This is a genomic window from Nocardia sp. NPDC049149 (assembly GCF_043197455.1).
In the GTDB taxonomy this organism is placed as follows: domain Bacteria; phylum Actinomycetota; class Actinomycetes; order Mycobacteriales; family Mycobacteriaceae; genus Nocardia.
Genome location: NZ_JBICTD010000020.1, coordinates 38,356 through 63,270, shown reverse-complemented (window position 1 = coordinate 63,270; position 24,915 = coordinate 38,356). Strand labels below are relative to the sequence as shown.

General features: G+C 64.9%; 22 protein-coding genes. 13 read left to right on the top strand and 9 right to left on the bottom strand.

The window, feature by feature from the left end:
• Positions 1–134 precede the first annotated feature (134 nt).
• The 3 genes from ACGFNJ_RS43265 to ACGFNJ_RS43255 all read right to left on the bottom strand — a co-directional run bounded on the left by ACGFNJ_RS43265 (position 135) and on the right by ACGFNJ_RS43255 (position 2,817).
• The gene (locus tag ACGFNJ_RS43265; protein ID WP_393462356.1) at positions 135–1,103 is read right to left on the bottom strand and encodes an anti-sigma factor RsbA family regulatory protein; all 969 of its coding nucleotides are present in this window, start codon (positions 1,101–1,103) and stop codon (positions 135–137) included.
• The gene (locus ACGFNJ_RS43260) at positions 1,100–1,498 is read right to left on the bottom strand and encodes an STAS domain-containing protein (protein ID WP_393462354.1); all 399 of its coding nucleotides are present in this window, start codon (positions 1,496–1,498) and stop codon (positions 1,100–1,102) included. Before ACGFNJ_RS43260 ends, ACGFNJ_RS43265 begins: the two co-directional genes overlap by 4 nt.
• 194 nt (positions 1,499–1,692) lie before the next feature.
• A complete protein-coding gene (locus ACGFNJ_RS43255) occupies positions 1,693–2,817 on the bottom strand; it encodes an FAD-dependent oxidoreductase (RefSeq protein ID WP_393462352.1) in 1,125 nt (374 codons plus the stop codon).
• 95 nt (positions 2,818–2,912) lie between these two features.
• Between ACGFNJ_RS43255 and ACGFNJ_RS43250 the strand changes: the two genes are divergently transcribed.
• The 8 genes from ACGFNJ_RS43250 (at position 2,913) to ACGFNJ_RS43215 (ending at position 12,802) form a co-directional block, all read left to right on the top strand.
• On the top strand, positions 2,913–3,683 hold the full coding sequence (locus ACGFNJ_RS43250; protein WP_393462350.1) for a TetR/AcrR family transcriptional regulator: 771 nt from the start codon (positions 2,913–2,915) through the stop codon (positions 3,681–3,683).
• A gap of 259 nt (positions 3,684–3,942) precedes the next feature.
• Positions 3,943–4,329, top strand: coding sequence for a hypothetical protein (locus tag ACGFNJ_RS43245; protein WP_393462348.1), 387 nt, complete (start codon positions 3,943–3,945; stop codon positions 4,327–4,329).
• Positions 4,330–4,354: 25 nt separating this feature from the next.
• The gene (gene gntA / locus ACGFNJ_RS43240; RefSeq protein WP_393462346.1) at positions 4,355–5,035 is read left to right on the top strand and encodes a guanitoxin biosynthesis heme-dependent pre-guanitoxin N-hydroxylase GntA; all 681 of its coding nucleotides are present in this window, start codon (positions 4,355–4,357) and stop codon (positions 5,033–5,035) included.
• Positions 5,036–5,167: 132 nt separating this feature from the next.
• A complete protein-coding gene (locus tag ACGFNJ_RS43235; RefSeq protein ID WP_393462344.1) occupies positions 5,168–7,201 on the top strand; it encodes a hypothetical protein in 2,034 nt (677 codons plus the stop codon).
• A gap of 66 nt (positions 7,202–7,267) precedes the next feature.
• Positions 7,268–9,388 (top strand): hypothetical protein, encoded by a 2,121-nt coding sequence (locus ACGFNJ_RS43230; protein ID WP_393462342.1) that lies wholly within the window; start codon positions 7,268–7,270, stop codon positions 9,386–9,388.
• Between the two features lie 11 nt (positions 9,389–9,399).
• Positions 9,400–10,449, top strand: a complete 1,050-nt coding sequence (locus ACGFNJ_RS43225; RefSeq protein ID WP_393462340.1) for a hypothetical protein — start codon at positions 9,400–9,402, stop codon at positions 10,447–10,449.
• A 104-nt stretch (positions 10,450–10,553) separates the two neighbouring features.
• Positions 10,554–11,420 carry a hypothetical protein gene (locus tag ACGFNJ_RS43220; protein WP_393462338.1) on the top strand — a complete coding sequence of 289 codons (867 nt, stop codon included), beginning with the start codon at positions 10,554–10,556 and terminating at the stop codon, positions 11,418–11,420.
• Positions 11,421–11,449: 29 nt separating this feature from the next.
• The gene (locus tag ACGFNJ_RS43215) at positions 11,450–12,802 is read left to right on the top strand and encodes a S8 family serine peptidase (protein ID WP_393462336.1); all 1,353 of its coding nucleotides are present in this window, start codon (positions 11,450–11,452) and stop codon (positions 12,800–12,802) included.
• Positions 12,803–12,891: 89 nt separating this feature from the next.
• Here ACGFNJ_RS43215 and ACGFNJ_RS43210 read toward each other — a convergent pair whose 3' ends face one another.
• The 3 genes from ACGFNJ_RS43210 to ACGFNJ_RS43200 all read right to left on the bottom strand — a co-directional run bounded on the left by ACGFNJ_RS43210 (position 12,892) and on the right by ACGFNJ_RS43200 (position 14,534).
• Positions 12,892–13,041 (bottom strand): CDGSH iron-sulfur domain-containing protein, encoded by a 150-nt coding sequence (locus ACGFNJ_RS43210; protein ID WP_393462334.1) that lies wholly within the window; start codon positions 13,039–13,041, stop codon positions 12,892–12,894.
• A gap of 89 nt (positions 13,042–13,130) precedes the next feature.
• Positions 13,131–14,144, bottom strand: a complete 1,014-nt coding sequence (locus tag ACGFNJ_RS43205) for an iron-containing redox enzyme family protein (protein WP_393462332.1) — start codon at positions 14,142–14,144, stop codon at positions 13,131–13,133.
• Positions 14,145–14,261: 117 nt separating this feature from the next.
• Entirely contained in the window at positions 14,262–14,534 is a 273-nt protein-coding gene (locus ACGFNJ_RS43200) for a GlsB/YeaQ/YmgE family stress response membrane protein (RefSeq protein ID WP_393462330.1), read from the bottom strand.
• A gap of 711 nt (positions 14,535–15,245) precedes the next feature.
• Here ACGFNJ_RS43200 and ACGFNJ_RS43195 point away from each other — a divergent pair.
• Positions 15,246–16,427: a cytochrome P450 gene (locus ACGFNJ_RS43195; RefSeq protein WP_393462328.1), complete on the top strand. Its 1,182-nt coding sequence runs from the start codon at positions 15,246–15,248 to the stop codon at positions 16,425–16,427.
• Positions 16,428–16,547: 120 nt separating this feature from the next.
• Here the strand turns inward: ACGFNJ_RS43195 and ACGFNJ_RS43190 are convergent, their stop codons facing one another.
• Positions 16,548–17,798 carry a cytochrome P450 gene (locus tag ACGFNJ_RS43190; RefSeq protein WP_393462326.1) on the bottom strand — a complete coding sequence of 417 codons (1,251 nt, stop codon included), beginning with the start codon at positions 17,796–17,798 and terminating at the stop codon, positions 16,548–16,550.
• A gap of 188 nt (positions 17,799–17,986) precedes the next feature.
• A complete protein-coding gene (locus tag ACGFNJ_RS43185; RefSeq protein ID WP_393462324.1) occupies positions 17,987–19,372 on the bottom strand; it encodes a hypothetical protein in 1,386 nt (461 codons plus the stop codon).
• 96 nt (positions 19,373–19,468) lie between these two features.
• On the opposite strand from ACGFNJ_RS43185, the gene ACGFNJ_RS43180 reads away from it, so the two are divergent.
• The 3 genes from ACGFNJ_RS43180 to ACGFNJ_RS43170 all read left to right on the top strand — a co-directional run bounded on the left by ACGFNJ_RS43180 (position 19,469) and on the right by ACGFNJ_RS43170 (position 21,957).
• Positions 19,469–19,723, top strand: coding sequence for a hypothetical protein (locus ACGFNJ_RS43180; protein WP_393462322.1), 255 nt, complete (start codon positions 19,469–19,471; stop codon positions 19,721–19,723).
• Positions 19,724–20,212: 489 nt separating this feature from the next.
• Positions 20,213–20,644, top strand: a complete 432-nt coding sequence (locus ACGFNJ_RS43175) for a hypothetical protein (protein WP_393462320.1) — start codon at positions 20,213–20,215, stop codon at positions 20,642–20,644.
• Positions 20,645–20,931: 287 nt separating this feature from the next.
• Entirely contained in the window at positions 20,932–21,957 is a 1,026-nt protein-coding gene (locus tag ACGFNJ_RS43170; RefSeq protein ID WP_393462318.1) for a hypothetical protein, read from the top strand.
• Between the two features lie 110 nt (positions 21,958–22,067).
• Here ACGFNJ_RS43170 and ACGFNJ_RS43165 read toward each other — a convergent pair whose 3' ends face one another.
• Positions 22,068–23,603, bottom strand: coding sequence for a diguanylate cyclase domain-containing protein (locus tag ACGFNJ_RS43165; RefSeq protein WP_393462316.1), 1,536 nt, complete (start codon positions 23,601–23,603; stop codon positions 22,068–22,070).
• Positions 23,604–23,882: 279 nt separating this feature from the next.
• Here ACGFNJ_RS43165 and ACGFNJ_RS43160 point away from each other — a divergent pair, with 279 nt between their 5' ends.
• A complete protein-coding gene (locus ACGFNJ_RS43160; protein ID WP_393462314.1) occupies positions 23,883–24,860 on the top strand; it encodes a serine/threonine-protein kinase in 978 nt (325 codons plus the stop codon).
• Positions 24,861–24,915 lie beyond the last annotated feature (55 nt).

Sequence of the window (24,915 nt, the reverse complement as noted above, 5' to 3'; positions counted from 1 at the left end):
GCGACAGCGCATTCCAGTGCGCCGGCGCCAATCCTCATGGTTCCCTATAGTTTGGTCAGCGGGAGCTTTCAGGCGTCGGCGGATCCGGTGTGGCGAAGATTCGCACACACGGCCCAACCAGATGCCCAATTCGGTCACTGGGTAGGAGGTTTGAGGGTCAGGTGTACCTCGATGGTGGTGGCCTTGGCGTCGGTGTGGATGCGGACGAGGTCGGCGAGGTGGTTGACCATGATCAATCCTCGGCCGTGGAGTGCGAAGAGGGACGGGGGGAGGCGGCCTGCGAGGGTGTTGGTGATGTGCCCGGCATCACGGACTCGACAGTGGAGTCGGCCGTCCTCGATCCATAGGGTGAGAGTGCCGTTTCCGCCGCCGTGAACCACGGAGTTGGTGCTGATCTCCGCGACGATCAACTCGAAATCGATGAGGCGGTCGGCGACCATGCCGGCGCAACGGGCGTATTCGACGGCGCGGCGACGGGTATAGGTGAGGGTGGTGGCATCGAAACCGAAGGATTGTGCGGTGCCCGGCGGCTTGGGTAGCGGCAAGTTGTAGGAAGCGACGATCCTGTCGGGATCGTAAGCGGTGCTGAGGCGTTGGCCGTTGTGGTCGATCACCACCGGATGGGTGGCGTTGGCGTCTTCCAGCACGGCGGGGTCGAGGTGTCGGGTGTCGTAGGGGCACAGGATGGTCACCGGGCGGTTGGTGAAGGCGGCGTTGATCAGGGCCTCGTGCTGGACGCACGCTGGGTACTCCTCGGCGGACCGCCCCGCCCAGATTGGTTCGCCGACGATTCGCACCCGACCGGACTCGTAATTGTCGGCGAATGCCCGAAGCACGCACGGAATGATTCGGCCCGGATTGCGGCCTTCCTCGGCCATGTCCATGAGAAGTACTGAGTCGGCGTCGGATCCGAGTCCATTTCGGATCAACGCCAGGTTGGGGCCGGGTACTGCCACCGCGACCGGCTCCCGGTCGGCCAGCCCGGCGCGGATGAATCCAACTATGGCGGTTACGTATTCCTCGGTGTCGTGATAGAAGAGAGCCGGGTGCACGAAAGGATCCGTGGCATCGGCGGCGCGTTGTTCCGATGAGGTGTTGGTCATGTGCGATGCACCTCGACTTTCGGCATGGACGGCCAAAATCGCGCGAGGATGCGCAACATCATCTCCGGTGGGTTGTGCAGTACGAATCGTCGCTCGCCTGAGCCCGCCCGAGCGGCCGCGACGAGAAGGAGTGTGCCGTGCGAGTCGATGAAACTCAGCTCGGACAAGTCGAGGTGGATTTCGCGGTTCGCGTCGGGTAGCCCGGCGAGCGCGGTCTTCCAGGCGTCTCGAGTGGTGAGGTCGACTTGCCCGACGCACCGCAAACCGGGCGGAGCGCTGCTCGAATATGTTTGCAACGAAACCGAGTTCGATCGCAATCGGCCTCCACGGCTTTCTCGACTAGATCTGTCTTTACCGCCGACTCTGTTCCGTCGGCGGCAGGCCGTGCACGGCATCGCTCTCCATGGGTGCCGCGAAAGCGGTTGCGGCAGAACTGGATTGGTGGTAAGTGCGGGCAACGCAAATGGATGTTACTCGGGTCGAGTGCTTTCCGAGGAGATCGGTCACATTTCGGCACGAAATCCTGGTCGAGGGGGCTGGACCGAACCGGGAGTCGGTATTGCGGTGCTGTTTCGCAGGGTGATCGATGTCAGGACAGCTTCGCCTCGGGGGCAAAGGCGGGCAGTTTGTCGAGGCTGCTGCGCACGGCTTCGGCGCCGTACTCGAACATCTTCCGCTCGTACTCGCCGACCGCGCCGAGAAGGTCTTGGCGGCCTTCGTTGGCCTCGATCAGGCAGCGACGCAGCAGGTCGGCATCGCGCAGCGCGGTGTTCGCGCCGTTGCCGCCGGTCGGAGAGGTGGCGTGGATCGCGTCGCCGAGCAGTGTCACCGGGCCGGATGCCCAACGCTCACCGGGCTTGACCACTCGGATCGACAGCAGCGTGCTGTTGTCCGGGTCGGCTTGCTCGATCAGCGCGCGCAGTAGTGGGTGCCAACCTTGCATTCTGGACAGCACGGCGTCCTGCGCGGTCAGATCCTCGAGCGAACCGTGCGGCGGCAGGATCATCGCCCAGCGCACGTAATCGCCGATGTCGGGCAACACGACTTCGGGGGCCAGTTGTTCGGCGGCCTGCTTCGGCGGGGTGCGGAAGCGCATCGCACCAAGCAGCAGGCTGACGCCGTCGCCGGCGATCTTCGAGCCGTAGGCCTTGGACAGGCCTACGAACTCATCGGTCAGCGGCGTGCGGCCGATGACGAATCGGACGCCGGTGTCGGTCGGGGTGGTCTGCGGCGACAGCACTCCGCGAACCGCGGAGGTCACGCCGTCCGCGCCGACCAGCAGGTCGGCGGTGGCCGGGTCGCGGCGAGCGAACTGGGCTCGGACTTCGCCGTCGGCGAGAACGTCGTAGCCGGTGAGTGCGGCGTCGGTGTGCACGGTGAGGCCGGTCAGCAACAGGTGTCGCAGCACCTGCCGGTCGACCACGATGCCGGTGCGACCCGCGCCGAGCCTGCCGATCTCGATCAGCTGCGGGTCCAGGATCAACTGCTCAGCGGAGGCGTCCATGACGATCTCGTCCAGCAGCGGGTGCCAGCGCGTCGGCAGGCAGCCGCGCACCGCCTGGAAACCGATCTCGTTCAGCACGAGCCGGTAGCCCTGGAACCGCGCGACGATCCCCGGGTCGCGCTCGAACACGTCGGCCTCGATTCCGGCGCCACGCAGACCCTGCGCGAGAGCCAGGCCACCCAGACCGGCTCCGACAACGGAAACTCGCATCACACACCTCCAGAACACTGACACGAACTTAGTTCGTAATGATGATCTAAGTTCTACATAACGAACTTAGTTCGCGTCAAGCTATAGTGATTGGCATGCCCGCAGATCCCCGCCAAAGCCGCGCAACCCGCCACGCCCAACCCGCCGCGGGGACAGCCGTATCGGCGCCACGCAAGAAGCCGATCACCGTCGAACGGATCACCGACGCTGCCCTGGAAGTCGTCGCCACCGAGGGATACGACGCGCTGACCATCCGCCGGGTCGCCGCCGTGCTCGGCACCGGTCCGTCGTCGCTGTACGCGCACATCGTCAACAAGGACGACATCGACGATCTGCTGATCGGCAGGCTCTACGCCGAAATCGTGCTCCCCGAACCGGATCCGGCCGCCTGGCGCGAGCAGCTGCTCGGGGTGTACACGCAGATCCGCGACCTGTACCTGAAATACCCCGGAGTCTCGCGGGCCGCGCTGGCCATGGTGCCGACCAATCTGGAAACGCTACGGGTCGGCGAAGGAATCCTGGCGATCCTGCTCGCGGGCGGCATCGAACCGCGGACGGCCGGCTGGGCCCGCGACGCGCTGTCCCTCTACGTCAGCGCCTATGCGCTGGAGCAGTCGCTGGTCCAGCAACGGCGTCAGCACCAGGATCAGGAATGGGTGCTCAGCCACGAGGAGTTGTTGGACCGCTTCACCGCACTGCCCGCCGAGAAATTCCCGCTGACTCGACGCCATGCCGCCGAGCTGATCTCCGGCACCGGACACGACCGTTTCGAGTTCACCCTCCGCCTGCTCATGAACGATCTGGGCCCCGCTTCACCCGGATCTGAGCGCACCCGGCAGCGGGATTTCAGGTCGGCGGCACAGTGATCGAGTTCCCCTCGTGATCTTCGATGCGACCAAGTGGTGAGGAGTCGTCGGCTCCGACACGGTCGAGCAAATCTGCGTCGACGACCTGCGGACTCTGCTGCTGATGGCACCCGGATGGGTGAAAACCGAGCTGGGTGGTCCCGCTGCGGGATCAGCCGACGCCCGGTAGCAAACGAGTAGCACGCTACTCGTGCGCAGGCCGGGTGGCGTTCGTAGCGTTGGCCTCGGTGCTCGATCCTGATTGAACCGAGGAATACCCATGACCACCAACGCCACCTTCGTCCTGTCCGGTGCGGGCCTGAAACTCACCTTCGCGACCGAATCCGACGAGCTGACACTCGATCTCGACGACACCTATGCCCCGTTCCAGGGCACGCACCAGCTGCAGAGCAAGGACACCGACGCGGGGAGCCCTGGCATCCAGCTCACCGGCTCGCTGCGGCACCAGTCGGTCGGGCGCGGTGGCCCGATCGTGCGCACCGCGCAGGTGAGCGTATTCCTGCCGGACGCACCGGACCAGGGATCGGCGGGAACCGCGTCCGGTGCGCTGGTCCTGGCCGCCTCGGACAGCGAGTACGACACGGCGCCCCAGTACTACGCGGTGGCGCTGACCGGCACGGTGAACGCGCCCGGCGGGCGTTTCTGAGCGCCGCCCGTCCAGGGGAGTCGCCGTGCCGAACCACTCGCCGGTGCCCGACCTGTTTCGGGATGCCGTGCTGCGCAAGGGCTTTCCGTGTGTAGGCGCGCGGGCGTCGGTGCGCAACGAGCTCTGCCGGGTGCGGGTGTACCCCGAACTCGGCGCACCCGACACAGCCGCCGCCGTCTGCCGCGACCTATACGAGTTCGCCGCCGAAATGCTGCGCCCAGGTGTCGAATTCGCCTCGTTCGCAGCGGTATTCACCGGACCGCAGATCGCAACGGAAGCCGAATTCGAGCGACTGCTGTGGGCGCACCTGCAACAGCTGCACGATATCGACGCCCGCCGATTCGCCTGGGACCCGGAAACCGGCCGTGATCCGGCGGACCCGTGGTTCTCGTTCAGCGTCGGAGCACGCGCCTACTACGTAATCGGCATGCACCCGTCGGCCTCCCGGTTGGCGCGCCGATTCCACTGTCCCGTATTGGTTTTCAATCCGCACACGCAATTCGCCCGGCTGCGCGAACGAGGTCTGCTCGATACCTTCAAGCGCCGTGTTCGCGCCAGGGACATCGCGCTGCAGGGTTCGGTGAACCCGGCCTTGCTCGCCGCCGGATCCCAGGCCGGGCAATACTCCGGCCGGGCGGTCGGATCGGACTGGCGCTGCCCGTTCCAGCCGGATCCGGCGCAGCAGGGCGGCCGGCCGCGCAAGTAGCTCGCTACTCGCGGCCGCCGCAAGCACAACAATCCCGCACACACCGTCCTTGGACGGACATGCACCCCAAGCAGACTTTCGCGGACATCGGGGATGTCCGGCACAGTCAGCTCGATCAGGCAGGAAATTCAGATGAGCGACTTCGTTTCCGGGGTCGGACCCCTGTTCGGCCCGAATTTCGTCGTGGTAACCGTGAACGACGAGACCGGCAGGCAATACAGCGTGCAGGTCTACCCCGACGCGCACAATCCTGAACTACGGCAGGCCGGACAGCCCACCCAGTACTACTTCCAGCCGTCGCGAGTGTATTTGGCGCGCAAGCACGATACGCCCGAGGACTACGACTTCCAGATGACCCTGTTCAAGGGCCTGATGTCGGAGGAGACGCATATCAGCCCGGCCGACCTGGCCGGGACGGAACTCGGCGGCGGGTTCTGCACCTTCTCCACCACCTTCGCCATTCCGGAAAGCGTCATCCAGGGCGTCATCCGCAAACTCAAGGAGGGCGAACACGCCGCGCCCGGAGGGCGATTGGCGCCGTTCTTCAATTACCAGCGTAACGATCCCGAGCCGCGCCTCGGCATGGTGCCCGTCACGAACAGCACGGTGGTGTGCTCGGTGCCCGACCCGGCGATCGCGGGCAACTTCCTCAAGATCGGCGCGCAGTACAGCGGCAAGGGCAGCATCGAGCAGCACGGGATCTCGACCTTCCTGGTCACCTGCAATCTGGTGGCTGCCGGTGCGATCGCGAGCGCGCTGAAGGCAGGGACCTCACCGCCGTTCACCGTCGCAAACACGCTGCAGGAGGCGTTTTACATCAACGGCGTCACGGTGCAGGTGACGGTCAATATCGCCAAGGTCTACGATTCGTTCTCCGCGGCGGTGTCGGCGGGCTCGATCTTCGGTATCTCCGATATCGAGGCCGAATACGCCTACAGCAGCTGTGTCACCAACGGCGGCATCACCACACACATCACGCAGAACGGTGCTGTGCTCGACGACGAGACCAAGAAGTGGGTCACCGAGAACGTCGAGAACATGAAGAAATCGGCGATGGAACTGGTGAAAAAGGAGATCTTCGACTGGGATCCGTCCAAGGCCGATTCGCGGGCCACCGCGGGCCGCGGCTGGTTCAGCGAACTCTTCGGCGGCGCTTCGGTTTCGCTCAAGAGCCAGCATCATCGGCGCGAGGTCGACGTCACCGACGAACTGATCCTGGACCAGACGATCGCCGTCGGCCATACGGTCAGCGGCGATCTCAACGACCTGCTGCCCGCGGTGCGTGCGCATCTGGACCGGTACCTGTTCGTGATCGATGTCGGCGAGTTCTTCAAGAAGGTTCAGGTCGCGGGCGCCTGCATGATCAACTTCGGGGAAAAACTGCCCGACGGCACCGATCTCGGCGATCCGATCAAGGCCGCACAGCTCGAGGCCGGGTACCCGGACTGGTCGCGGCCGGTGGAGGGCGGTCAGCCGAACCTGGTGATGCGCGCACAGGGCAGTCACTACGTGATCGGCCAGACCGAACCCAAAGGGCCTGCTCGACCGGCCATCTGGACGAAGGAGAATGCGAAGGACTTCGTCGACATCTCGTTCCTGCGCTTGGACAACGAGGTGCCCGGCTGGCCGACGGATCAGGTGAAGCTGCGGCGCAAGCTGATCTTCGACGGGCAGGACCCGCGGGTGAACCTGTCCCCGGCCATCGCACCGCACGATCCCGCGATCGCGGAGATCGAGGAGCTGACCACCAGCCACGGTCCGATCCTCACCGCTAGCGCGGTCGGCTACATCTTCGTCCGCTTCCTCGTGCACCCGATGAAGTTGCCGCCCAACGTCTCCGTCACGATAACGCCGACCATCGGCAGCGACACCTACCCGCCGCTGTCGGTGACTCAAGGCAATCAGACCAACGCGCTCTGGGAAGTGTTCTCGGACAAGTACGTCGGCGCGGAAAAGTTCACCTACACCGTCACCGTGGTGGTGGACGGCCCGACCTTCCTCGACGAGACGGTGATCTACTCCAGCTCGGCGCCGGTGGAAGTGCCGGTGCCGCAGGGCCGGATCAAGTATGTGCCGCAACTACATACGCCGCTGCCCGGCGCACCGGCCGACAAGGCCGCCATCATCCGCGACTACGTGAATCGGGCGGCCGCCGTCGTCGTCTGACGACGGGCCACCGGCTCGAGCGCAGGCCGGGTCGCCATCGGATCCGGCCTGCCATGGAGAAGAACCATGCCTTACGAAGAACTCATACCTCGCGGGGTCGAAGAAATGAACGCCGATATCGACAACGCGTTCGACGCCTACCTCGCGGCGGGACTTGCCCCGTGGATCGTCGAGCGCATCGGCCCGAGCGTCGCCACTACCGAGCCCGGCCACGCGCGCAGACCCGAAGGGAGCCTGGACATTCCGGATCTGTACGGCACGCTGATGCGTGACGTGCTCGGCGTCAGCAACAGCATCAAGGAGTGGTACCGGCCGGATTTCGTGCTGCCCGCCGCCGATCCGGTCTTCTCCTTCGCGGTGGTGCAGACCGGCGAGGTCGACGCGGACGGAAATCCGTTCAACCGCGCTCGGCTGACCATGACGATCAACCCGATCCTGCCCGCGCACCTGGCCAACTATTTCGACAAACCACCGGACAGCGGACCCGGCCATGAGGTTCCTGATCTCGATCCGAAGCTGGTGTTGTTGTTGCCGATCACGGATGAAAACGGCGTGCCGCACGACCTCACCGCGGACGGCACGATCTCGCGGGTCGATGCGCAGACGATGATCGCGACGTTCGATATCCTCGGCGACCGCGTCGAGGCCGCCTACGTGCACCTGGCGGCGCAAGGCGGTGCGTCGATCCTGGTCCGCAGCCGCTACAGCGCCTATCAGATCGCCCGCGTGTGGTCACCGGACTTCGGATTCCCCGTGCACGGGCCGGTTTTCGGCGATTACCAGTTCGAGCTGTACGGCGACGGCGACACCGGCGCGTGGATGCCGGTCGGCGTTCTCGGTGTCTACAAGTTCTTTCCCGTCACCGCCGCGCCCTACGAGCGCACGATCAAGGTCGGGCAGACCTTCATGACCGACGCCTATCGGAGCCGGTTCACCATCACCAGGGGCGGGCTGACCCGGCCGATCATCGACGCCGGCGATCTGTCCGACTTCGCCGGGCCCCGTTCGGAATACCGGGAGCTGACCTCGCTCGGCGTTGTGCAGGAACGCTATCCGTCGTTGCGCCGCTTGTATTTCGGGCAGGTCAGCGGCACGGTGGTCGCGGTGCCCGCTGGTTACGGCATCGTGCGAGGCGCGGGTGGGCTCGCGGCGAGCCTCGATTCGATCGTCGACGACTCGCCGGACTCGGTCACCGGCTGCCGCTTCCACTTCACCTTCACCGTTGCGCCGCTGGCGGATCCGGTGGAGCTGGCGCAGTTGTCGGCGGATCTGACCACGATCCCCGAGGCCGCGGGACGGACACTGCGGCTCACCCTCCCCGTCGCGCTCGATGCGCGCAATCCGGCAACGCTGGACGGATTTCCCGCGGCCACCGCGGTATTCGCCGATGGCGTCGTCAAGCACACTGTCCAGGTCGGGGTCGATCTCACCGACGACCACGGCACCCCGGCGACCACCAACGTCAACCTGTTCCTGCAACAACTGGCGACCAACGGCCCGGCGCCGCTGTTCGCGAACCTGGCCATCCGGCTGGATGATCCGTTCCCGCACCCGGTGCGCACCCAGATCGCGCTGAACCTGTATCAGACCGCAGGCTCCGACGAACTGGAGGTCCTGCTCGGCGCGGACGAGATACCGACCATGCAGCTCGTGAACCGGGGTCCGCACGATCTGGTGCTGCGCAAGCTCGCGGTGCTGCGTGGCGGCCAGCCCACGATCGTCGGGCTGGCGAACCAGGCGCTGCTCGCGGGCCGAACCGCAGACCTGCCAGGGTATCTCGGTGCGTTCGGGGCGGCGGTGTCGCGCAGCATGCCGCTGCCGGTTCCGCTGCCCAAGGCCGCGCTGATGCGCTACCTGACCTTCCGCACGGTCACCGTGCAGCAGGTGCAGCATCCGCTCACCGTGAACGCGGCCGGGGTGAACTTCACCGGTCTCGGTATCACGGCGATCCGGGTGCAGATCACCCTCACCGAGCTGCCCGGCATCGCGGTGCCTGCCCTGACCTTGACCGCGGCACACGCGATCGACTTCGTGCACGCGCTTATCCCGGTGGATGCCGCGGTTACCGGCATGAACTGCACTGTCGCGCTGACGCTGAGCACCGCGGCGGGCGAGCGCACGGTGACCCGCACGCACGACTTCGTCGACCAGCCGATCTTCGTGATCACCGCGCCGACCATCGCCTGAGGAACCCGGAGATGCCACCAACGCTCACCCCCGCAGGGCCGCTGTTCGGGCCCGACGCCGTCGTCTTCGACACTGCCACAATGCAACTGGGCGTCCGGGTCTACCCGGACGCACGCAACGGCGACCTCGCGGCCGCGGCTTTGCCGACCCGGTTCTACGTCGAACCGCCCGCGCTGTTCCTCGCCCGTCGCGACACCGGCGAGCTGGATTTCGCGATGTCGGCGCTCGTCAAACGAGGACCCGCACCCGAGATCGAATACGTCGGCGGGACTTGTACTTTCGCCACCACCAGCGCGTTGCCCGACGCGGTGTTCGCGGAGGTCGGCGACCGGCTCGTCGGCGGGGATCATCCCGAGCCGCCGGCTCGGCTCGCGCCATTGTTCCGGTGCGGGCGCATCGCTCCCGAGCTGCAGCCGATTCCGATCAGCCGCAGCACGATATCGTGCGTGCTGGCCCAGCCACCCGCGGTGGCGGCGCCGCTGCCGGGTTCGATCCAGTTCCAACGGGAGGGCAGCCTCGAATCGGCCGGGCGCAACACCTTTCTCGTCACCTGCGGGCCCGCGACGGCAGCGGAGTTCGTTGACAGTCTGCGCCGCCGCGCCGCGCCGCCGCTGCTGCTCGCCGAGCTGCGCACCGAGCAATTCGACACCGGCGCAGCGACACTCGTCGCACGGGTGAGCGTGGCGGTCGACCGATTGTGCACCGACGATGCGGACCCGGAGGATCGTTACCGGGCAAGCCTGGCCCGCGGCGCCATCGAAGTGGTGGTCACCGACCACACCGGCAAGCAGGTGGAACAAGGGCTGCGCGCCTGGATTTCCCGTAGCGAACCGATCAAACAGGCGGTGTTCGCGTTGGCGGGTCCGCGGCTGCGCGATACCGCGGCGGTCGAGCCCGGCGGTCGGCAACCGGCCGGACTCGTGCTGCGGGATTCGCTGGAATTACACGGCGCGATCGCGTTAGAACACACCGTCACCGCACAATTCGGCGATCTGGTCGCCGCCGTCACCGAATACGGCACCGACAAATACCTGACGGTACTCGACATCGGCGGATACTGAATCGTTCGAAATGGAAGCGTAAACGAGTAGGTACTACGCAGGCGCGCGAACGCCGGACATGAAATCGTTTCACCGAACACAGTTGGATTCACCTGGAGGCTGCGATGCCCTATCTCGTAATCAGCGGAACATTCCGCGCCAAGGGCGCGCAGCCGGACGGGGACTCGGTGCGATTCCGGCCCGACGATCCGGCGCAGTGGGATCTGGTCCCCGGCCCGCACCCCGTCAAGCGCAATGCCGCGGGCGCCGCGCAATTGCGGCTCGACGCAATAGATTCGCTGGAGACCCACTACACGCCCACGCACGGCACCCGCGTGCACCAACCGCTGGCGCAGGCGCGCGCGGCGGCAGACGAGTTGCTGAACTGGCTCGGTTTCACCGGCGTGCTACGGGACGCGAACGAAACCGTGATCGCCTGTGACCAGGCCGAAACCCCGGGCTTCATCCTCACCCGCGGCGCGGACCTGCACGGCCGCTGCGTCGCGATCGCCGGTCGGGGTGCGCCGCCCGCCGCCTCGGGCAGCTCGATCTTCGTCACGCCGAACCTGGTGCGCAGCACCGCGAATCACCATCAGTTGCGCGGCGGTCACGCCTATCCCACCTTTTATCGGAAACTGTTTCCCGAGTTGCGCACCGAATTCACTGCGGCGGCGACCGAAGCGGCCACCGAGCGCCGGGGAATCTGGGAAAACGACGCCACCCTGTCCGGCGCGGTGATCGACACCGATACCGCACTGTCCGATATCGTGCTGCTGCCCAAGCTGTTTCGGCGGCTGGCCGACTATCTGCAGCTGAATCAGGGCAACCTCGACCTGGCCGGTTTCCCCGCGTTCCTCGCCCAGGCGATGGATCAATTCTTCATTCTTTCCACCGGTCATTTCACCACCGGCCTCGACGCTGTGGTCGAGGTCGCCGGAAACAAGGTCAGCATGACAAGACCGGCCACCGATCTCGTATTCGACGAAAAATAGCGACCTGCACGACCAGATAGGCAAGACATATGTCATCGGAATACTACGCACCGGGAAAGGTCGTCGTCGAGCTGACGGCGGACGCGAATTCCATTGTCTCGGAGTACATCACGGACACCGTCGAGGCGGGCGCCTATACCGCGTTCGGTATCGAAGTCGTCGACGGCGCGCTGTCCTGGCTTTCCGTGGAGTCGATCACCCGGCTCTACGCCGCGGTGGAACCGTACGATGTCGACCCGGACCTGTTGGCGAGCATGCTTGCGACCTACGTGATCCGGTTCCCCGAGGACACCGACGTGGACGGCGTGGTGAGCGAGTTGATGGCGCTCGCGGAGGTCGTCAACGCCGAACCGGTCGGCCTGTGCGAGCTCGCGGTGACGACTGCCAATGATCCGAGGCTCGTGGACCAGTGGGGGCTGGACGCCATCAAGGCGCCGCTCGCCTGGGATCGGCAGAAGGGCACCGACAACATCAAGGTCACGGTGATCGACACCGGCTGCGACAGCAACCATCCCGATCTCGCACCGCGACTCGGCACGAGCCTGCGCGGCAAGGGCTGGGATTTCTGTGAGAACCCCACCTGTTACGGCGGAGAACGGCGGGTCGGCGACTACACCTCACCCGACGACGACCCGCAGGACGAGAACGGCCACGGAACCGGCATGGCGGGCATCATCGGCGCCGCCACCGACAACGGCATCGGCATCGCCGGGGTGACCTGGGGCTGCCGGTTGTTCGCGGCCAGAGTGGCGTGTCGTACCGAGCTGCCCGGCGGCGGGGTTGGCGCCGCCTGCAACTCCGACGAAATGGCCAAGGCGATCCAGTGGGCGGGGGAGTGGTCACACGTGGCGAACATCAGCATGGTGAACCTCTACGGTGACAACAAGCACGTGCGGGACGCGGTGAACTATGCGCTGCAGGCGAAGACGACGGTGGTCGCCGCGATGGGTAACGACAACTCGAACATCCTGCGCTACCCGGCCGCCTATCCCGGTGTCATCGCGGTGGGTGCGATCAACAAACTGGGCTACCAATGGGTTGCGGGGCCGAGCAAGGGTTCCAACACCGGCAACCACATGAGCGTGAGCGCACCGGGATCGAAGATCGCGACGCTGGACCTGTACTCGACCTGGGGCTCACCGCAATACACCGAGGCCACCGGTACGTCACCCGCCGCCGCCTTCGTCTCCGGCGTCGTCGCACTGCTGTACTCCTGCAATGTCGGCATCACACCGCGCCAGGTGAAACAGATACTCGAGGAAACCGCAAGCCACGTCGTCCCCGACCCATGGACCTGGCCGAATTCCGTGTACGGCAACGGGATCGTCGACGCCAAGGCCGCCGTCGACCGCGTGCTCGACGGCCCGATGCCCCCGCCCTGAGGTGTGTTCGGCTCGGCGAGCCAACCGGCGCCGCCGCGCATCATGCGTCCGCGCCGGGCCTACGGTTCGCGAGTCCGATCACCACGCACCTAGATCGTTCGGCGTGCGCGTTTGCGATGGCTGGTGTCGCAGAGGGGAAATGTCTTGCTGCGGCGGCACATACAGACGGCGACCAGGAAGCGGTCGGAGCAGATGGCGGTGCCGTCTTCGCGCACCAATTCCACGGGTCCCTCGACCATCGCGGGACCATCCGAGGTGAACGTAACCCGGCGTCGCTCCGAATCCTGTTCGGGCGAGCTGGGTTTCGGTACATGCCCACTCGCTGAACTCATGATTGCCCCGCCGTCGTATCCACGGACGCGACATTGTCGTACAGCGAGCTGCGCCCTGCCTGCCACCTGTTCAGCACGTGGTTGGTGAAGTGGTCCTCGAGCAGGTTCGTCGCCTGGATGCCGAAGACGACCGACTCGGTGAGGTCGGGGTCGCGGGCGAGCAGCGGGCCGATGACGTCATGGCGTAGCACCTGTTCGTGCACCGCGTCGGCCTCCACATGCTCGGTGTAGAACCGCAGGCAGGGAGCGGGTGCATCGAGATCCGCCAATGCGGAAACCATGCGCCGCGCCGAGGGCGAAGAGGTGATCTCGGCGGTGGCGAACTGTCCGACCAGTGCACCACGCAGCTCGCGGTGTAAACCGAACAGCGACATCATGTTGACCACAGCCAGCATCGGAGCTGGCACCACGTCGAGGTAGTGCAGGTATCCGTTGTGCAGACCTGCGGCAGCCAGGAGCTCGGCGTAGAGCTGGGCGTGCAGCCGTTCGCCGCGGCCACCGCCGAACTCGTCGAATTCGACCGCGACCAGCGAGGCCTTCTCTTGTCCGAACAGCCGTGGGATCACCCAGGCGTGTGGGTCACCCTCTTTGTGGTGGTAGATCGAACGGTGTACGAAGAACTCCCGCAGCTGCGACCACTCGCGATGTTCGTGGAGATGGTGTGCGATGTCGGCCGGTTCGGCCGGCTCGACGAGCAGTAGCGCCAGCTCGTCGACGACGTCGTCGCCGCCCTTCACATCGCGGTGCATGGCTGCGAGGAATCGCTGTTCCAGCTGTGCACGCAGACCCAGTAGTTGCGGGTCCCATTCCCACCCGGTCGCCAGGTCCGCGAAGCCGTGATAGTGCAGCTCGTAGCAGACATACAGCGCCAACTGGAGATCTTCCCCGTAGGGATCGGCCCCGCCGATCTCGGGCAGAACCGCGCCCGAACCTGGCGGGTTGCGCAGGGCGTCGATCACCGCCGCCGAGATCTCGCCACGCGGAGCGGGCAAGACCGCGAGCCCGCCCATCAATCAGTGCTCACTGTCTGTTCGCGATACTCGATCATCGGGCACGCTCCTCTCGACGGCCGGATACCCGCGCCTCGGTCAGCTAACCCGAGGTCGCTGTGTCGGTGTTGTGGGCGCTCAGCGCATGGCGCGGCGTCCGGTGACCAGGCCGACCAGGAAGAGCAGGACTACCGCGCCGGCGATGCAGGTGAAGAAGCTGAACCACAGCCCGGCGCCCTCGACGTCGACACCGAACAGCTTCAGCAGGAAGCCGCCGAGCAGACCACCGACGATGCCGACCACAATGTTGAGCACAATGCCTTGCTGGGCGTCTGTCTTCATGATCTTGCTTGCGATCCAACCCGCAAGGCCGCCGATGATGATCCAACCGATGATCCCGAGACCGAGCATGGTGTTCTCCTTCGTTAGTAGCCGACCCGCCACCGGGGCGATCGCCGTGCTTGACGGTGCTTACCCCCGCTGCGGCAAAAGATGCGCCGCAGCATGGGTCGAGTAATCGGCGGCAGGCCGAACCAATCGGACGCGGATGCGCTGTTTCCGTCGGGGTTGCCCGGGTATCACGCCCACTGACCGAGTCGCCGGGAGCGACTGCCGAAGCGCTCGACTCGCCGACTGTGGCGTTCGGGCTGGGACACCGGCTGTGCTGAACTGAGTTGACTGATGGTTTGAGCTGCGGACGCCGCTCGCGATCAGTATGCTCGGACGCGCTTTATCGAAACATGTTGTAGTCGAACATATTTGGATGTACCGGTCGGTTTGTCTCGGGCCGGGCAGGCATAGGCGCACGAGCAGGGAGGCGTAACGTGTCACGGTCTCGCCGACCATGCGTATCGGATCGACCCTTGCACCTCCTACGGTTTCGCCTGCTACCTGCGCGCTGACCCCGCTGCCTTGCCGGTCCAGTGCTTGACAGTCGATCCGGTCTCGTTCGCGAACGACTTCCAGGCATGAAAACCCTGCTGCTGTGCGTATCTCGTCAGCTGACCCTTTTCGAGGAGTAATTGTCATGGCCATGTTGGATGCCCCCGCACGACCGACGACCGAGCACGCTTGCCCGCTAGGTGATCAGTTGGCGGCGCCTCCCTCCGATGACCCTCGCGAGTGACGCTCCACACGCCGGAGTTCGCGGCGGATCCACACAGCGCCTATCAAGTCATGCGCGACAATCACGGTCCGCTCGTTCCAGTGGAACTGGCGCCCGGGGTACCCGCGACGTTGATTATCGGCTACCGGGAAGCGTTGCAAGTTTTGAGCGACCCGCTGCATTTTCCCGCCGACCCGCGGGCATGGCAGTCCGGTCGCGCAGCGGGTTGTCCAGTGTTGCCCACCATGGGGTGGCAACCCGGCGCGCAGACCACCGATGCGGACTACGCGCGATACCGCAGTGCCACAACGGCTTGTCTGAACCAGGTCGATCTGTACGCGCTGCGTACCGTGGTCGAACGCACCGCGTCGGAACTGATCGACAGCTTCTGCGAGGCAGGCTCGGCTGACCTGCTCGGCCAGTACGCCATTCCGCTGACCGTCGAGGTGCTCCACGATGTGCTGGGATTCGGGCCCGAGAGCGGCCGCTACGCGTTCTCGGCGCTGATCGCGTTGCGCAACGCCGCCGACGCGGCGTCAGCGGAATTGGGCGAAAAGATGTTGAGAGCGGCGATCGCGGAGACGGTGGCCGCGAAGCGGGTCGAGCCGAGCGCAGACGTCACATCGTGGCTGCTCCAGCACGGCGCGGGTGTGGACGAGAAAGAGTTGGTGGATCAGGTGGCCACGCTGTATGTGACGGGCACCGAACCGACCTGGAATCTGATCGCGAACACAGTACTGCTGCTGGCAACCGATGACCGGTTCGGTGGCGAACTACTCGGCGGAGCCCTGTCCATCCGAGACGCGATCGATGAGGTCCTCTTCACCGACCCTCCGGTAGCGAATTCGTGCTTCAGCTATCCGCGTCAACCGCAGATCGTGGGGAACACCTGGCTGCCGGTGGACCAACCGGTACTCATCAGCCTGGCTGCTTGCAACAACGATCCCGCCGCGGCCAACGGTGACCGCACGGGCAACCGTTCGCATCTATCCTGGGGTTCGGGCGCGCATTCATGCCCGGCCCAATCAGTGGCGGTGGTCATCGTTCAGGAAGCGCTTGACCAGTTGCTCGATGCGCTACCGGAAGTCCGGTTGGCTGTACCGGACACCCAGTTGCAGTGGCGGACAGGCGGTTTCCACCGCGCACTGGCTGCTCTTCCAGTGCGTTTTCCGCCGTCGCCGCCACTGAATCTCCGCTGAGGCACGCCGAGCAGAAGGGTTCGCTGAGCCGACGCCGGTCGGCTCAACGAGTTGATCTACCGCGAAAGTCGTCTCCGCCCAACGGCTTTCGACTTATCCGGGGCATGTCGGCGACCACCTTCACAGCGGCAACGGCGCAGAAGGCGGGAACACCACCGGCAACGCTGTCAATGCTCGATGGAAGGGGCCCGGGCGCCACACGAGTTCCTCTGTGGCAACCGCCAACGTCAACTCCGGGAGTACGTCCAGGAGTTGGTCGATGACCTCCTGTGCGAGCAGCAGCCCGTACGGCCGGGCCTGCGCGGGGCAGGCATGCGGGCCCGTGCTGAACGCCAGATTCCAGCCGTTGTCCAGAAATTCTCCGGTGTTCATCTCTGGATCGGTGTTGCAGGCGGCCATGCTCACGATGATCGGCTGATTCGCGGGCAGCCACACGCCGTCGATGATGATCGGCTGACGAGGATAGGTGATGCAGTAGTTCGCCATCGGCGGGTCGGTGGCCAGCCGCTCATCGAGCGCGGTCCTGGTCGACAGCGGACAGCCTTTGTCGACGGTGGTGAACCGGGAGTCGGTCAGCATCAACAGCAGGGTATTGGCCACCAGGTTCAGTGGTGGTTCGACACCGGCGGCGAACAGCAGGACCAACTGATGCACCATCTCCTCGTCGGTCAGTCCGGCGGAATGCTGGACCAGCCTCGTGGTTACGTCGTCCGCGGGGTGCGCGCGCTTCAATGCGGTGAGGTCGAGCAACGCGGCGCCCATTATCGCGTTCACTGTTTCGGTGTCCACACCGTCGAACATCGCCGCGCTGGCCTTCGCGACGCGCTCGCCGATGTCCGGCGGGCATCCGAGGACCTGGCAGAAAACCGAAAAGACCAGCGGGAGTACGTACTGGCTCAAGACATCGGCGTTCCCGTCCCGGCAGAACGTGTTGATGATCGGGACAGCGGATCTTTCGACTATGGATCGCAGGAAGTTGAGGTCCATGCCGGCTAGTGCGTCGTTCAAAGCATTGCGGTAACGAGCGTGCGCCGCACCACTGGTACGTATCGCGTTGGGTCGGTACTCGATCATCGGCATGATCGGGATATCGGCGGGCGCTGTTTTCTGCCAGATGCTCGGATCGGCGGGAAAATGTTCGGGGTCGTTGAGGATTCGGACGGCGGTGCGATATTTGATAACCAGGGTTGCAGGTACTCCCGGCCACATCTCGACTGGGACCAGGGGTCCGTAGTCCTTACGCATCCGGCGGTAGAACTTGTGCGGATCGGCGGCAAACTCTTCGCTGCAAATCGCGATTCGAGGACCTGCGAACTCGATCGACGGGGTTGAGGCGGTGGTGGAGCCATGAAGCGTGTGCTGGGGATGCACTGACGTCTCCTTGGTATCGGTTTCGCCAGCATCGTACCCGCAACGTGCCAGAAAATACATCGCTATCTTGTTACCTGCCAACAAGATTCCGACGTCAGAGTAGATTCAGACATACCTCATCAGGCGGATCCAGCTGCGGGGCCCGTACAGGCGCCGCAGCCGCATCCGGTGTCCTGGTTACCGCTGGATCAGTGCCGTTGGGAGCTTTCGCACCGTGAGTCCCACGCGGCAGGTAGATCCTCGGACAACGCTGGTGCACCGAGGATCTCGTCGTCGAGCTCGAACGCGTCCAGCACCGCCGATAGATTGTCGGCCAGATGATCGATGGCGCGTCGGAGTTGTTGTTTCGTGGCTTCGATCGCGGCGATATCGAGCAGGCCGTGAATGAGATACCACGTGGCATGCTCTAGTATGTAGTGCAACGCGAAAACGCTACGTACGGCAGCTATTTCAGGATGATCGGCGTGTTCATCGAGCAACCGCGACGCTGCTTCGGTGCAGTACGCTTCGGCGAGGGCGAGTGCGTCGGGAATGACTGCCAAACGGTCCGCGAGCGCCGGTGTCGCCAAATGTCGCTGCGCCTCATGTGCGATCGTCAGGGTACGCGCGCTGAGCAAGCGCGCGCGGTCGTCGGGGTCGTCGGGGTCGTGCAATCGGACTTCGTGGGGCAACGTACCGGCGAGTTGCTTGGCTAATACCCGGCCGGCGACGGAACCCAGGACGTGACAGTCGCCTTCGCCGGTGATGGCGGCGTGGCAGACGCCGAGGTAATCGGCGACGCGGTTGGCGCTGAACATGCCCTGCGCGCCCATCTTGATACGACAGTGCGTGACCGTTTCCAGTGCGTGGAGTTGAATGAAGTGCTTAGCCAACATGACCGACACAACCGTGTCGCGATCAGTGAGATCGCTACCGGCGAGGGAGGTTTTGATCGCGTTGCCGTAGACGGTCCTGGCAACGGTACCGGCCAAATCGATGAGCAAGGTGTCGCGTACATGCGGAATATCGACCATCAACGGGCTATCGACCAGAGTCAACGGCACTACCCGCTTGGCGGCGTAACGTAGCGCGATGTACAGCGCCGCGCGTGCCGTGGCGTTCAAGCAGGACGAGAGCGCCAAACGCCCGACAGTCAGCTGGCTTATCGCCGAAGAGAACGCCCGACGTCGACTGGTCTCATCGCGCCACGTCAGCACGCCTCGCTCGTCGATAGTAGCCAAGTCATTGCTCAACCAGGCGCTGCGCTCGACCCGCAGGCCATCGAAGCTGATGACCGAGTTGTCCATGATGACCAGCGGCTGATGATCGAGCTGGGTGATCCGCACGCCAGCGCACGGCTCGCCGTTAGCGTCGCGTAACCGCGCAGTGAACAGATGCACGCCCTGATCGACGCCGGCCGCATCGATGAACCGTGCACCGATGACACAGACCCGAGCGACCGGAATACCGACGCTTGGCATGAACTTCCGTGCCCGCGGGTTCGGGGTGTCGAGCACGAACCCGTTGCCGTCCCACGTCGCGGTGGTCTGCATGAAGCCGATGTTGGAGCCACACCCGTACTCGGTCAGCAGCATCACACCGATGCTGGACGCGTCATCCAAGTCGTGCAGATACGGTGCGGCGGAGTCGGAATCGGTCAAGGTGGCCAGGCTGCCGGAGGCCAGGTTGTAGTGACCGGAGATCAGCGGGATCAGGTCCGTCGCCAGCACCGCGGACCAATCGAACACCGCGAACAGCTCAGGGAGGTCGGTCGCGACAGCACGGGTGCTGCCGATTCCCTTGACCAGGTCCCGGAGTTGATCATATGCGTTCTGGCGCCGCTGTTCCTGGCTCTGCCTATCCGTGACGGCGAAGTCCGGGTTGCCCAGAATCCGCTGCAGTTGTTGGTGGAACTCTCGGTCGCCGTGCCGAAGAAGCTCAGCTAGCGATGTACTCTCCCGGAGCATTTGCGTGACCACTACCGCCTCCTACTTCATCCGATCCCAGCGGTCGCTTGTCCACCGTTGGGCATACCGGGGCCATCGCTGCCGAGCTGAGACGCTCCAGTACCGCCGTTGCCGCACAGTTGCGCGGACGCCGTCGGGGACCGGGACAGGGGAGCCGGAACGATCACCTGCCAAAGTTCACTGAGCCACACACCTTCTCGTAAGGTTTCGTTTACCTGATCATCGAATTCGCTTGCGGCGCTGCGAACTCTATTGTCCGATCCAGCCCCACCAGCGGATCACGTACTGGGGAAACGGTCGCGGCAGGACCGGATTCATATGGCTACAAGTGTAGAGCGCTGGCTCGTGAGTTATCAATAGGGAGAACGCATTTCGGCGTTTTCGCTGAATGTTTGCGTGGGGTCGCCGAAATGCCCCACTCAGTCGAACCGGGCGGTCACATCCTGAAAACGTTGGACGCCAGGAGATGTGATCATCGTCGGCGCAGAACTCGGTGCGGAGGACGGTATTCGACCGGGCATGCTTGCCTCGGCTTCGGGTGCGGCCCGCCTACGGCAGGCAGAAATGGTCGGTGTTCGTCTAGCCATCACCAACCTCTCCCAACAGATCCAGAGTACGATCGCTCGTCCGGGAAATGGTGTGTTCGGCCGGAGTGGGACCCACGCGCTGGCCGGCAAGCGCACGGAACTCGATGTCGGTATCCCGCTGCTTGCAGACCCCCAAGAGAAGTCGAGGATCGAGGACGGCGCACAGGGCGAGGTCACGGTTGAAGCAGTGCCATCGATGGGCCGGGCAGCCAGGCTCCGCCCGATCATCTCGGCTGGGCCTATGGCCTACCGCACGGGCGTGCGTCGACATCCTCGTATCAATCGAGATCTGTTGTGCTCCAGATCATTCTGAGATTCCGAATCGGCTGGCTGGTGGGCCAGTCTCATGGTTCGGGTACGTGGGGTTGCGTCGTACGTGGCGTCGGTGCGGCTGACAAAGGTGGCGTTCGTTCCCCGGATCAGTGAGCTGATCTATCCGCATTTCGTGGCGAGGTCACGCGACGGGCGGCGGGTCGTGTTCGAGCAGCGGGTGAAAGTCGAACTGCAGGAACAGCTTCTGGACGGATCGGTATATCGGTGGCTGGTTGCAGGTCAGGGCGCCGACATCTGGCTCAGCACAAAGGGGCTTACAGTGAGTTCGTGGACATTGCCGAACAGATCGTGGGGAGTCCGCGTGGACGGCGGGTATGCGCCAATCTGGTGGCGGAGTGTAATAGCGATTTTCTGAGTGCGGTGTGGGACGCAACGGAGGTGTCCACCGGCGATCGGTCGGCGCGGGTCGTGGCGGCTGTCGCAACCGCAGGACCGGATGTTATCGGTGCGTTGTCGGAGGAGGCGATGATGCGGGCGGTCGCGGAAGCCGCTGCATTCGCCAGGTATTGGCAGGAGCCCGACGACATCGATCGGGTGTACGCGCATCGATCTGTCGTGGCGGCACTGCGACCCATCGCTGCTGCGTTGCTTGCGGCACCGGGGATCGACTGGCTGGCCAGCCCGGCGGATCGAACGAATCAGCGGTGGGTTCAGTGGTGGCACCGCAACGAGTGGTATCCGAAACATCCACAACCGCCGGACAGCGCGGACCTGAGGCAGTGGCGCGATCGTGCGGTCGCGGATGAAGAGCGGGCACGGTGGGAGCGCCCGGTTGATCCGAGCGCGAATGTGAGCGGGGAATGGTGGTCGACGCCTGCGACGACGCAACGCCTGGCTACGTCGCGGGCGTTGCCCTTGCTGGGTGCGGTGCAGTTGGCGCTGATGGAGGACTCCATGGGGTGGGATCGAGCCCGGGTGTGGCCCGGATCGGTTGCCGCATCGGTGCGGGTATTCGAGATCGACGCTCCCGACGACTGGGCCCGGTTGGTGGAGGCATATCCGTTGTGTGTGAGTGCTTCTCGTCGCCATGACTGGTATCGGACGGTAGGGCGCGACGGGGACTGGTTCATTCCGGACTGGGCGGCCGTCGCCGCGGACTACGCCGCAGTACACCTGAGCCTACTCGGCTATCTGACCACGCCCGGTCGCGCCATCGAGGTTGCCGACGGGGCGACGATGCTGGCTGGATGGGATCCGGATGTGACGTATTGGCTGCGCGATGGCTGTATCACCGTGGGAGACAAGGAGATCGAGTGGCTGCGCGAAGACGATCGCTGGCGCAGCCGAGCATGATCGTCGGCCGCCCGGCGCAGCGGGAAGATGGATCTGGAACCCTCAGGGGCGCAGGCACTTCGGCGACCAGAACGCGAGTTGGTCAGCCGTCGGCGGGGATTCGCGGCGCACTATGGCGACGGGCGAGCCGGTACCTGGTGGGTGTGCCGACCGCTCAGTCCGCGGCGTTTCGCCGCATACATATCGGCGTCGGCCCGGTGCATCAACTCGTCCGCACTGACCCGGTCGAGCCCGCTCAGCTGCGCGGCTCCGACGCTGATCGTGATCGCCACCTCGATGCCGCGGATGCGGCACCGGGAGTGGCAGGCGCGCTGCACCTGTCGGCGCAGTTCCTCTAGATGGACATCACCATGTCGGAGCAGCATCGCGTACTCGTCTCCGCCCATGCGGGCCACCGTGTCGATATCGCGCGCGCATGACTGCAGCCGCTGCGCGATCGTATGCAGCACCTCATCGCCGACCACATGGCCGTGGGAATCGTTGACGCTCTTGAAGTCATCGATATCGATGAACAACACTGTCACCGGCTCCACTGCCGAGGTTTCCAGCGCTCGGTTCAGGCGATCCAGGAAGAGCGTCCGGTTGGCCAAGCCGGTCAGCGGATCATGCAGAGCTTGATACTCGAGCAGTTCCCTGTGGTGCGAAAGTTCGTGCAGTAGACGGTGGTTATAGGCAAGTGTCACCGATTGCCGCATGATCAACAGGATCACCAGCGCCAGCATCAGCCCGATCTCTATGGGGGTGAACGCAATCCGTGCCGGAATCTGAATCGCCACCACTACGCCAGCCAATACCACCGGTATGTGCGGCACGATCAGCCACACCAGATCGGCGGTCGAATAGGCAGTGCGACTGCGCGGACGTTGACCGCGATCGGGGATGAACGCCGCGAGGGCGAACAGCAGCGGCGATGTCGCGTAAACGAGCGAAAGCGCCGCCGGGTACATCTGCTGCGACTGGGTGAGGTAGCCGACGACCACCAAATTCTCGACGACCTCTGTCGCGCAGGCGCACGCGATGAGCAGCAGCGCCCGATGGTCGAGCAGTTGCCGCGGACCGTAGACCATGAGTATCAGGGCGGGGACGGAGGCGTACATCAGGGCCAACAGCACGGTGGCGATGAGTACCGGCGTGACGGTGTTCATCCCGTCGACGGTGTCGCTCTGCTGGACAGCGACCCACACGATGAGTGACATGGCCACCACCACCGTTGCCGCATCGAACCACCGCGCCCATCGGCCACTCGTCGAGACGGATCGACAGTGCCGGATGAGCGAGGTGTCGTCGTCCATCGCCAAGACCGCCATGAAGACCACTATCGGCACGGCATAGAAGCCTGCGCCGCCTGCCGCCGACACAGGGATCGGTATGCCGGCGAACAGCTGATTCCAGCTCCAGCTCGCCAGCGCGAGTGTCAGAACAGCCATCGCGATGGCCGCCCAGCGCCGCCAACGAAGTGCGGGCACGGACTCTCGGCGGCCATAGCGGGCGAAACCGACCGTCGCCGCAGTGGCGCCGGACAGTGCCAGCCCATCACCGATCACCAATGTGGTCCTGCTGTCGAGGACGCCGGTGAAGCCGAGCACGCACAGCACCGCAACCGCCGGCAACAGCACGGCGGCAACCAGACACCATAATTTCGGCATGTACCTCAGCTCGGGTGGCATGAGAAAAGCGAACTCACAGCTACAACTGGATACAGAGGGTCTACCACCTGCTCACCTGGAAGGGTAACCCGCGTGCACTGTGCGTCGCGGCACACGCAGGATCTACTCCGCCGGGATGGTCGGCACTGCCCGCTGCTCGGTCCGGCACTGTGCAGCGTGGCCCGCCTGCCCTCGTCAACCTTTGACACGTCCGGACACCTTCCCACCAGCGGTGGTAGCGATGATCGGCCAGGATCTGGCGGCCCATACGGTGGGCTGGTGGAGTTTCTGCCCGGCCACCGGTTCGCCGGTTTCATCGTGCAGGCGCGGCTGGGCGATGGCGGTAGCAGCGTGGTGTATCTGGCCGAGGATCCTGAAGCCGAGCGACACGTCGCGCTGAAGATCATGTGCGAGGAGGAGAGTCGATCGCCTGCGGCGCGCGCCCGCTTCGTGCACGAATTCGACGTGCTCGACACGTTGCGGCACCCGGATATCGTGCGCATGTACGCGCACGGCGAGTCCGGCGGCATGCTGTGGTCGGCGCACGAGTACGTGGCGGGCACCAGCGGGACGGCGCTGGTACCGCAGAAATTGCCCGATCTCCGCCGGGTGCTGCGGATGCTCACGCACACCGCGGCGGGGTTGGATTACGCGCACGCCAACAACGTCGTCCATCTCGACGTCAAGCCCGGCAATGTGTTGGTCGGCACCGGCGAGCCCGCCATCGTGAAGGTCTCGGATTTCGATCAGGCTCGCTGGCTCGACCGGCCCGAACCACCTTTGGCCACTGACGGTTTCGTCGTCGTCTCGCTCTCGTACGCCGCTCCCGAACTGTTGCGGGCGGGCACGGTGTCGCCTGCGACGGACCAGTATGCACTGGCGTGCACGGCCGTCGAACTGCTGACCGGCCATCCGCCGTACCGACGTGCCAATCTCCTGGCAATCGCGCAGGCCCACTTGCATGATCAGCCCCCACGGATCGCCGAACAACATCGGTGGATGCCACCGGAGGTCGACACGATCCTGCACCGATCCCTCGCAAAGGATCCCGGTGCTCGCTATTCCTCGTGCGCCGAGCCGATCCGCCTGCTCAGCGAGGCGCTCGCCGGCCACGAGCCCTTTCCCGATTCGGCACTGTTCCAGCTGCGGACCACGCTGTCGCGCTTGCCGCTGCTGCGTCGACGGCACGCAGCGACGCCGCGGATAGCAGTCCCGCGCCCCGGCGAACACCCTGGCCAGCCCAGTCATCAACCGTGATCGACACGGAAAGAGGCCGAGCCGTGTCACCGCCCTCGACGTCGATACAACTACA